Below are 9,115 nucleotides of genomic sequence, written 5' to 3'. Positions count from 1 at the left end.
CAGTTCCCCGGCCTGGTCGGGGTGCGGGTGGGCGGTGAGCTGCGCGACGAGGTCGGCCAGGGCGAGCAGTTCGCGGGCGTGGGCCTGGTCGGCGGTTCGGCGCAACTGCGCGAGGTGGGCGTCGAGGTCGACGTCGGTGAAACCGTCGGCGTCCAGGGGCAGGACGGTGCGCGCGGGGTGCCTCACCTGTTCCTGGACCGCTGTCGTCATACCCGGATCCTACCGCTCAGGAACCGTTCGATCAAGGTGAACACATTGTGCCACAACGACTTCGGTGAGTAGAAGTTGTGCCCGGAAAGTTCGCCGGCGCGGTCTCCGGGGCAGTCCGGCGCCGGGGGAGCTGGCGGTCAGGTGCAGTCTGGAGATGTGTTCTTCGTCGCAGTCGAGGATGTCGATGTCGAGCTCTTCGGGCTCTCCCGGCTCGACGTGGCCCCCGGGCGGGGCCCACACGGGATGGGCCCGACGTTTCGCGCTGCGCAGGGCCAGGAGTACGCGGTCGTCGTGGATGAGGATGCCGACGGCGACGGTGTGCACCAGAGGAGCCAAGCAGTCGCTGGCGGACGTCTGTGCCGCCACGCCAGGGCAGTCCACCGCGCTGTGCTGCCAAGCTGTGTCGATGGCGGATCGACTCCACGCGCCGGGCCCGGCGCACATCGAAGGCTCACGGCTTGAGGGTCTGCTGTGCGATCTCTCGACGACCGCGAGCATCTCGAGCACCCCGCTGACTACGACCACGCCGCGACCCGTGCCCGCTTCGACCAGCTGACCACGGATCTCGAGGCCGCCTTCTCGTGCCGGTGCGACGTGGATCGGGACGTGCAGGACGCGAGTCACCACGGCAGGGTCGCTGTCCCCGCCGCTGCCACTGCTACCGGGGAGCAGTTGGTCCTGGTCCTCAGCAACTTCGGTGGTCTCGTCGTGTGTGCGCTGGAGAACCCCGGCGCCTACAGCGACGAGGAGACGGATCTCCTCGTCGCAGCGGAGGATGCCCGACGGGTTCGTGAGGTCCTGGCCCGGCGAGGGCTGCTGCTGGTCGGGGAAGATCCCTTGTGGAAGGCCTACGACGGTGAGGGGCCCCTCGGGCTGCAGCTGGGCGGAGAGCGCACGTGGTTCGAGCACTACTTCGACTACCTCTGAGCTTGGGCCAGAGGAGGCAGGAGCGGCGGTCGGCTCGGGCCGGTGGTCCGACACTCCTCGCGAGCGGCTCCCTCGAAGAGGCTGCGTCCGTCCGCAGCTCTCAGAGCCTCAGGCAACTGTCAGACGCCGCTGAGAACGTCCCCAGCATCGAGGAGCACGGTGGTTGGTGAACCCGCTGGAGAGCGGGCCGTGGAAGATCGTCGACGGAGGACACGATGGCCAAGCAGCGCATCGGACGGGGCCCGCTCAACGTGGCCCTCGAGGACCAGGGCACCACCCACCCGCGGCTCTACGTCCGCGACGGCAGCGGACTCGTCATGGTGCTCCCCGTCCACGTCGACGCCCTGCCCGAGGTGCGCCGGCACGTCGAGGACGCCGCGACCGAGGGTCAGCTGTGCGACGTCGAGCTCTTCGACGAAGCCGGGAACGTGGCGAGCCGGTGGGGGAGCTTCGCCCACCGCGGCGAGGCCGCCGCCCTGGCGCTCGTGCTCCTGGGCTCGGACCGCACCCTCGTCGACGCCCGCGTCGTCGCCCGCGACGGGGAGCACCGCGGCGAGGAGCTCGAACGCGTGCGCTGCCACCACCTCCCCGTCGGCCTCTGGGCCTGACCTCAGCGCACCACCCAGCCGAACGCGTCGGCCTTCGACCGCGCACCCTGCGCGGCCTTCGAACTGCTGCGTTCCCCGAGGTCGGACACGACGTCCTCGGCCAGCCTGACGAGGCCCGCGAACCGCTCCGGTGTCAGCCAGGAGGGACGCAACCCGAACAGCAGGTCCTCGGTGGCGGTGTTCCCGCTCGCGCCCGGCGCGAACGGGCACCCGCCGAGGCCGCCGAGCGTCCCGTCGACGAACTGCGCACCGGCCTGCACCGCCGCCACGGCGTTCGCGACGCCCTGGCCCCACGTGTCGTGCCCGTGGAACCCGGTGCGGCGCGGGGGCGTCTCGGCGCGCACCCTGCGCACGAGGGACGCCACCTCACCCGGGGTCGCCTGGCCGAGGGTGTCGCACACGACGGCGTCGACGGTCCCCGCCGTGCGGGGGTCGGCCGCGATCCGCACGACGTCGTCGGGGTCGACCGGCCCGTCGAACGGGCAGGTGAAGCTCGTCGCGAGGGTCAGTTGCACCCGGCCGCCCCCGGCCGCCGCGACGCCGTCGGGCACCGTGTCGAGGCTGGCCTCGGTGCTGCGGCCCAAGTTCGCCCGGTTGTGCGCGTCGGACACCGACAGGCAGTACTGGAAGTTCACGACCCCGCGTTCCGCCGCCCGGCGCACGTGCCCGGGGGTGGCGACCCAGACCCAGCACCGGTCGAGTTCTGCCTGGGTGAGCGCGTCGACGACGTCGAGCGTGTCCGCGAGCGTGGGGACGAGGTCCGGGCGGGCCATCGACCCGATCTCCAGGGACGGCACCCCGAGAGCGAGCAGTTCCCGCACGACCTGCACCTTGCGTTCCGTGGACGGTGCCCGCCCCACGAGTTGCAGGCCGTCCCGCAGCGTCACGTCCCGCAGTTCCACGTCGACCATCAGCCCAGCGCCTCCAGGAACTCGTCGATGCGGGGTCCGTCCCACCCCAGGACGTCCCGGAGCACCTCGCGCGTGTGCTCGCTGAGGTCGGGCCCGAGGCTGCGCACGGGCAACGACGTCTCGCCCAGCACCGGCACGATCCCGGGGAACGCGACGTCCTGCGGTCCGTTCCCCGCGTCGACGGTGAGGTGCTGCACCATGCCGCGGGCGGCGAACTGCTCGTCGGCGACGATGTCGGCGGCCTCGTGGATGGGGCCGGCCGGAACTCCCGCGGCGTCCAGCACGGCCAGGGCCTCGGCGCGGGTGCGGACGCTCGTCCACGCCTCGATCGCGGCGTCGAGCTCGTCGCGACGCTCCCACCGGACCATGTTCGCCTGCAGCGCAGGGTCGGCCGCCAGGTCGGGCCGGCCGATCGCCGCCATGAACCGGCCGAAGATGGCGTCCCCGTTCCCCGCGATGACGACGTCCCCGTCGGCGCAGGCGTAGGCGTTCGTCGGGGCGATGCCCTCCATCCGGCCCCCGACCCGTTGCCGGGTGACGCCGTGCGCCGAGTGGTCGGGGACCAGGGACTCCATGACGGACAGGACGGCCTCGCTGAGGGCGACGTCGACGTGCTGGTCCACCGGTCCGAGCGGCGGACGGCCCGCGGCGGCCCGTCGGTCGCGCTGCAGCAGGGACACGACGATCCCGAACGCCGCGTAGAGCCCGGCGATGGAGTCGCCGATCGACACCCCGGTCCGCGACGGCGGCCGGTCCGGTTCCCCGACGAGGGCCCGCAGACCGCCGAACGCCTCGGCGACGGCGGCGAAACCCGGCCGGGGAGCCAGTGGGCCCGTCTGCCCGAACGCGGACACCCGCGCGACGACCAGGCCGGGGTTGGCGGCCTGCAGCCGGTCGGCCGACAACCCCCAGCGGTCCAGGGTTCCCGGCCGGAAGTTCTCCAGCAGCGCGTCGCTGTGCCCGACGAGGTCGAGCACGACGTCGCGGCCCGCCTCCGTGCGCAGGTCGAGCACGACCGACCGCTTGCCGCGGTTGAGGGTCCGGTACAGCAGGGAGGTCTCCCCGGCGTACAGGCGCCACCTGCGCAGCTCGTCGCCGGTGCGCGGGCGTTCGACCTTGACGACGTCCGCCCCGAAGTCGGCGAGCAGCCGCCCCGCGGTCGGGGCTGCGATGTAGTTGCCGAGCTCCAGGACGCGCAGGCCCGCGAGCGGGAGTTCCCTCCGGTCGTCGGTCACGTCCGCTCCCTCGCTCAGACCAGCAGCGCCAGCAGTGCCGCGCCCAGCAGGCTCCCCGCCGCCACGACGATCATCGTCCACGTCACGACGCGGCGGCCGAGCGCCCCCACGACCATGACGGCCGACGGCAGGCTCACCGCCGGGAGGGCGACGAGCAGCGCGCCCACGACGGCCGGCCCGAACCCGGCGGTCGCCAGCCCCTGCGCCAGCGGCACCTCACCGGCCGTGGGGACGACGAGCAGGAGCCCCAGCGCGACCGCGACGAGGACCCCCAGGACGCCCCACGACCTCGCCGACTCCCCGAGGGGGAAGAGCCACCCGGCGAACGTCCCCACGGCGAAGACGACGACGAGGTACTCGGGCACGAGGAAGGCGCTCGTCCGGGCCAGGACGGGCAGGAAGCGGCGAGGGCCCCCGTCGTGGGTGCGTGCGACCTCGTCCACGGCCGGCGCGGGCACGCGGTCCCCGGCGAGCCGGGCCACGAGGGCGCTGCCGCCGACGACGAGGAGGAGTCCGACGACGAGGCGCGTGGCGGCCCACTGCCACGGCGGGACGAGCGCGAGGAAGACGAGGACCGCGGGGTTCAGCAGCGGGTTGCCCAGCCAGTAGGCCACGACGCCGGCCGTCGGTGCGCCGCTGCGGCGCAGCGCCGTCGCCACGGGGGCGGTGCAGCACGTGCACATCATCGACGGCGTCGACAGGAGACCGCCGACGAGCGCGCTCGACGTGCCGGAACGGCGGCGGAGCACCGACGTCAGCCACCGGCGCGGGACGAGCGTCTGGACGGCGGCCGCGATGACGAGTCCCGCGACGAGGGCCTTCCAGACGGCGAGGGCGTAGACCTTCGTGAACGCCCAGCCCGCGGCGAGGCTCGGTGCGGAACCGGGGTCGACGCCGGCGCCCGCCAGCACCGACGAGCCGGACCAGACGTGCGACCCGGCCAGCTCCCCGACGCGCGCGGCGTACGGCAGCCACTTGGACCACAGCAGCAGGCCCGCGGCCAGCAGCAGGGCCAGGACGGCGAACGCCGCCGCCCCCCGAGGGGTGCGGCGGCGTCCGGGCCAGGCTGTGCTCACACGGGCACCTTACGAAGGGACGTAGTCCATCGTGTCGGGGTGCCCGCCGATGCGACCGTCGGCACCCTGGTCCAGGGCGGTGATGAGCGCGAGGTCCTCCTCGGTGAGCTCGATGTCGAAGAGGTCGAAGTTCTCCTCCACGCGGGAGCGCGTCACGGACTTCGGGAAGACGATGTCGCCGCGCTCGATGTGCCAGCGCAGCGTGATCTGGGCCGGGGACTTGCCGAGACGCTCGGCGACGGCGGTGATCGCCGGGTTGTCGAGCACCTTGCCCTGGGCGATGGGCGACCAGGCCTCGACGCCGATCTGGTGCTCGCCGCAGTAGGAGCGCACCTCCTCGTTGCCGAAGTAGGGGTGCACCTCGATCTGGTTGACGGCGGGCGTCACCGTCGTCTCCTGGGCCAGCCGGCGCAGGTGCGGGACCTGGAAGTTGGAGACGCCGATGGACTTCAGCCGGCCGTCGGCGCGGGCCTCCTCGAGCACCTTCCACGTCGAGACGAAGTCGCCGCCGTACAGGGTCGGCAGCGGCCAGTGGATGAGGTAGAGGTCGATCGGACCGCCGAGCTTGTCCACCGAGGAGTCCACCGCGGCCTTGGCGGCGTCGGGCTCGTGGGCGGCGTTGCTCAGCTTGCTGGTGATCCAGACCTCCTCGCGCGGGACGCCGGAGTCGAGGACGCCCTGCAGCGTCTCGGCCTCGTTGCCGTACATCTGCGCGGTGTCGAGGTGCCGGTAGCCGACCTCGAGGGCCGTGCGGACCGCCGCGGCGGTCTCCTCCGGCGGGATCTGGAAGACCCCGAAGCCGAGCTGGGGGATCTGGCGGCCGTCGTTCAGCATGATCGTGGGAACAGTCACGGGGCGATCCTGGTACGGGCGGGTCGGGCGCGCATGCGGAGCCGTCCCGGGGGTATGTTCCGGACGTGGGCCTGAAGACGTTCCTCGAAGGATGGCCGGTCTACCGGCAGCTGACGGGCGACGACCCGCTGGGACGCGGTGCCGCGACCCAGTCGGCGCGCTCGAAGTCGCTGACGCCCCGGACGGCCACGGCCGACCGCGTGGCCAAGTCGGTCTGCCCCTACTGCGCCGTCGGCTGCGGCCAGCGCGTCTACGTCAAGGACGAGAAGGTCGTCCAGATCGAGGGCGACCCGGACTCCCCGCACTCGCGTGGTCGGCTCTGTCCGAAGGGCTCGGCCAGCGAGCAGCTCGTCAACGGCGACTCGCGCGCCACGACCATCCGCTACCGCGCGCCCTACGCGACGGAGTGGAGCGACCTCGACCTCGACACCGCGATGGACATGATCACCGACCGGGTGATCGACGCCCGGCGGCGCGGCTGGCAGGACCACGACGACCAGGGCCGGCGCCTCAACCGCACGATGGGGATCGCCAGCCTCGGCGGCGCGACGCTGGACAACGAGGAGAACTACCTCATCAAGAAGCTGTTCACGGCCATGGGCGCGATCCAGGTCGAGAACCAAGCCCGCATTTGACACTCCGCCACGGTGCCCGGTCTGGGTGCCTCGTTCGGTCGCGGTGGAGCCACCGGTGACCTGCAGGACCTGAGCAACGCCGACGTCATCGTCATCCAGGGCTCGAACATGGCCGAGTGCCACCCGGTCGGGTTCCAGTGGGTGATGGAGGCCAAGGCGCGAGGCGCGAAGGTCTTCCACGTCGACCCCCGCTTCACGCGCACCAGCGCGCTGGCGGACACGTACGTCCCGATCCGCACGGGGACGGACATCGTCCTGCTCGGCGCGATCATCAACCGCGTCCTGACGCAGGAGCGCGACTTCCGCGAGTACGTCCTCGCGTACACCAACGCCTCGCACCTGGTCTCGGAGGACTTCCGCGACACCGAGGACCTCGACGGGCTGTTCTCCGGGTTCGACCACGAGACCCGGTCGTACGACACGGCGTCCTGGCAGTACGCCGGCGGGGAGCACCAGGGCGACGAGGAGGAGGAGACCGCCGAGTCCTCCGACAGCGAGTCCGGGCACTCCCTCGGGGCCGGCGGCGCGTCGGTGGAGCACGGGCACATCCAGCGGGACCCGACCCTGCAGGACCCGCGGTGCGTCTGGCAGGTCCTCAAGCGGCACTTCGCCCGGTACACCCCGGAGATGGTGGCCGACGTCTGCGGCATCCCCCTGGACCTGTTCGAGGAGCTCGCCGAGGCGTGGATCGCGAACTCGGGCCGTGAGAAGACGGGCGCGCTCGTCTACAGCGTCGGCTGGACCCAGCGCGGCACCGGGGTGCAGTACATCCGCACCGGCGCCATCCTCCAGCTGCTGCTGGGGAACATGGGTCGCCCGGGCGGCGGGATCATGGCGCTGCGCGGGCACGCGTCCATCCAGGGGTCGACGGACATCCCGACGCTCTACAACCTGCTGCCCGGCTACCTGCAGATGCCGCACGCCGAACGGCACGCCGACCTCGCGGGGTACGTCGACGCGATCAAGGGCCAGAACCAGAAGGGGTTCTGGGCCAACGCGGACGCCTACACGGTGAGCCTGCTCAAGGCCTACTTCGGCGACAACGCGACGGCGGAGAACGACTACCTCTTCGACGAACTCCCCAAGATCAGCGGTGACCACGGCACGTACAGCCAGGTCATGGACATGATCGAGGGCGGCAAGATCTTCGGGTACTTCCTGCTCGGGCAGAACCCCGCCGTCGGATCGGCCAACGGCCGGGCCCAGCGCCTGGGCATGGCGAACCTCGACTGGATGGTCGTCCGCGACCTCGTGATGATCGAGAGCGCCACGTTCTGGAAGGACGCCCCCGAGGTCGAGACGGGGGAGATCGTCACCGAGGAGTGCCGCACGGAGGTGTTCTTCCTGCCCGCCGCCTCCCACGTGGAGAAGGAGGGCACGTTCACCCAGACGCAGCGGATGCTGCAGTGGCGCGAGAAGGCGGTGAACCCGCCGGGCGACGCGACGAGCGAACTGTGGTTCTTCTACCACCTCGGCCGCCGCATGCGGGAGAAGCTGGCGGAGTCCACCGACCCGCGCGACCAGCTCCTGCTGAAGCTGGCCTGGGACTACCCGGTGCACGGTGAGGAGCAGGAACCGTCCTCGGAGGACGTGCTCAAGGAGATCAACGGCTACGGGCCGGACGGTCTGCTGCCCGGTTACACCGCGCTCAAGGCGGACGGGTCGACCTCGAGCGGGTGCTGGATCTACTCCGGCGTCTACGCCGACGGCGTCAACCAGTCCGCGCGCCGCAAACCCGGTCGCGAACAGTCCCTGCACGCCCCCGAGTGGGGCTGGGCGTGGCCCATGAACCGCCGCGTCCTCTACAACCGCGCCTCGGCCGACCCGGACGGGAAGCCCTGGAGCGAGCGCAAGGCGCTCGTGTGGTGGGACGAGGACCAGGGCCGGTGGGTCGGCGACGACACCGCCGACTTCGAGGCGACCAAACCTCCGTCGTACCGGCCGCCGGCCGGGGCGACGGGTGTCGAGGCCATCGCCGGTGACGACCCGTTCATCATGCAGAGCGACGGCAAGGCCTGGCTCTACGCGCCCAAGGGTGTCGTCGACGGGCCGCTGCCGGCGCACTACGAACCGGCGGAGTCGCCGTTCCGCAACGCCGTCTACACCCAGCAGGCGAACCCGGCGCGGGAGATCTACACCAACCACCTCAACGAGGTGCACCCGTCGCCGCCCGAACCGGGCAGCGGGGTGTTCCCCTTCGTGTGGTTCACGTCCCGCATGACCGAGCACCACACCGCGGGCGGGATGAGCCGGTACCTGCCGTACCTCGCCGAACTGCAGCCGGCCCTCTTCATGGAGGTGTCGCCGGAACTCGCGCAGCTGCGCGGTCTGGAGCACCTGGGGTGGGCGCACGTCGTCACGGCGCGGGCCGTCGTGGAGGCGCGCGTCATGGTGACCGACCGGCTGGCCCCGCTGAAGGTGCAGAACGAGCTCGTGCACCAGGTGTGGCTGCCGTACCACTGGGGCCAGGGCGGGTTGACGACCGGCGACGTCGTCAACGACCTCACCCACCTGACGCTCGACCCGAACGTCCACATCCAGGAGTTCAAGGCCGGGACGTGCGACGTGGTGCCGGGACGCCGGCCGCGGGGCCGGGCCGTCCTCGACCTCATCGACGAGTACCGCGTGCGCGGCGGGGTGACGATGTCCTCCGGTGCCGTG

General features: G+C 71.8%; 8 protein-coding genes and 1 pseudogene. 3 read left to right on the top strand and 6 right to left on the bottom strand.

Annotation, left to right across the window (positions count from 1 at the left end; genetic code table 11):
* Together AB0637_RS16210 and AB0637_RS16205 are read right to left on the bottom strand one after the other, a co-directional pair.
* Window positions 1-210 (bottom strand): hypothetical protein (locus AB0637_RS16210; RefSeq protein ID WP_366173499.1); only part of this gene is annotated, 210 nt, incomplete at its 3' end.
* 9 nt (window positions 211-219) lie between these two features.
* Window positions 220-654, bottom strand: a complete 435-nt coding sequence (locus AB0637_RS16205) for an NUDIX domain-containing protein (protein ID WP_366173503.1) — start codon at window positions 652-654, stop codon at window positions 220-222.
* A 162-nt stretch (window positions 655-816) separates the two neighbouring features.
* Here AB0637_RS16205 and AB0637_RS16200 point away from each other — a divergent pair, with 162 nt between their 5' ends.
* Together AB0637_RS16200 and AB0637_RS16195 are read left to right on the top strand one after the other, a co-directional pair.
* Window positions 817-1,137: a hypothetical protein gene (locus tag AB0637_RS16200; protein ID WP_366173504.1), complete on the top strand. Its 321-nt coding sequence runs from the start codon at window positions 817-819 to the stop codon at window positions 1,135-1,137.
* Between the two features lie 215 nt (window positions 1,138-1,352).
* On the top strand, window positions 1,353-1,745 hold the full coding sequence (locus AB0637_RS16195) for a hypothetical protein (RefSeq protein ID WP_366173498.1): 393 nt from the start codon (window positions 1,353-1,355) through the stop codon (window positions 1,743-1,745).
* Between the two features lie 2 nt (window positions 1,746-1,747).
* Here the strand turns inward: AB0637_RS16195 and AB0637_RS16190 are convergent, their stop codons facing one another.
* The 4 genes from AB0637_RS16190 to AB0637_RS16175 are packed head-to-tail and all read right to left on the bottom strand — an operon-like array spanning window position 1,748 to window position 5,801.
* Window positions 1,748-2,656, bottom strand: a complete 909-nt coding sequence (locus tag AB0637_RS16190; protein WP_366173497.1) for a hydroxymethylglutaryl-CoA lyase — start codon at window positions 2,654-2,656, stop codon at window positions 1,748-1,750.
* A complete protein-coding gene (locus AB0637_RS16185) occupies window positions 2,656-3,891 on the bottom strand; it encodes a CaiB/BaiF CoA-transferase family protein (protein WP_366173496.1) in 1,236 nt (411 codons plus the stop codon). The genes AB0637_RS16190 and AB0637_RS16185 overlap by 1 nt, the downstream gene beginning before the upstream one ends.
* Before the next feature lie 14 nt (window positions 3,892-3,905).
* On the bottom strand, window positions 3,906-4,967 hold the full coding sequence (locus AB0637_RS16180; protein ID WP_366173495.1) for a permease: 1,062 nt from the start codon (window positions 4,965-4,967) through the stop codon (window positions 3,906-3,908).
* Between the two features lie 9 nt (window positions 4,968-4,976).
* The gene (locus AB0637_RS16175) at window positions 4,977-5,801 is read right to left on the bottom strand and encodes an aldo/keto reductase (protein WP_366173501.1); all 825 of its coding nucleotides are present in this window, start codon (window positions 5,799-5,801) and stop codon (window positions 4,977-4,979) included.
* 83 nt (window positions 5,802-5,884) lie between these two features.
* On the opposite strand from AB0637_RS16175, the pseudogene fdh reads away from it, so the two are divergent.
* Window positions 5,885-9,109: pseudogene (gene fdh, locus AB0637_RS16170) on the top strand (formate dehydrogenase); the annotation flags it as partial.
* Window positions 9,110-9,115 lie beyond the last annotated feature (6 nt).

Origin of the sequence: Kineococcus sp. NPDC059986 (assembly GCF_040702905.1) — a bacterium.
Lineage (GTDB): Bacteria > Actinomycetota > Actinomycetes > Actinomycetales > Kineococcaceae > Kineococcus.
Note: the sequence above shows the minus strand (reverse complement) of the source record. Positions and strands in the feature narration are given on the sequence as shown.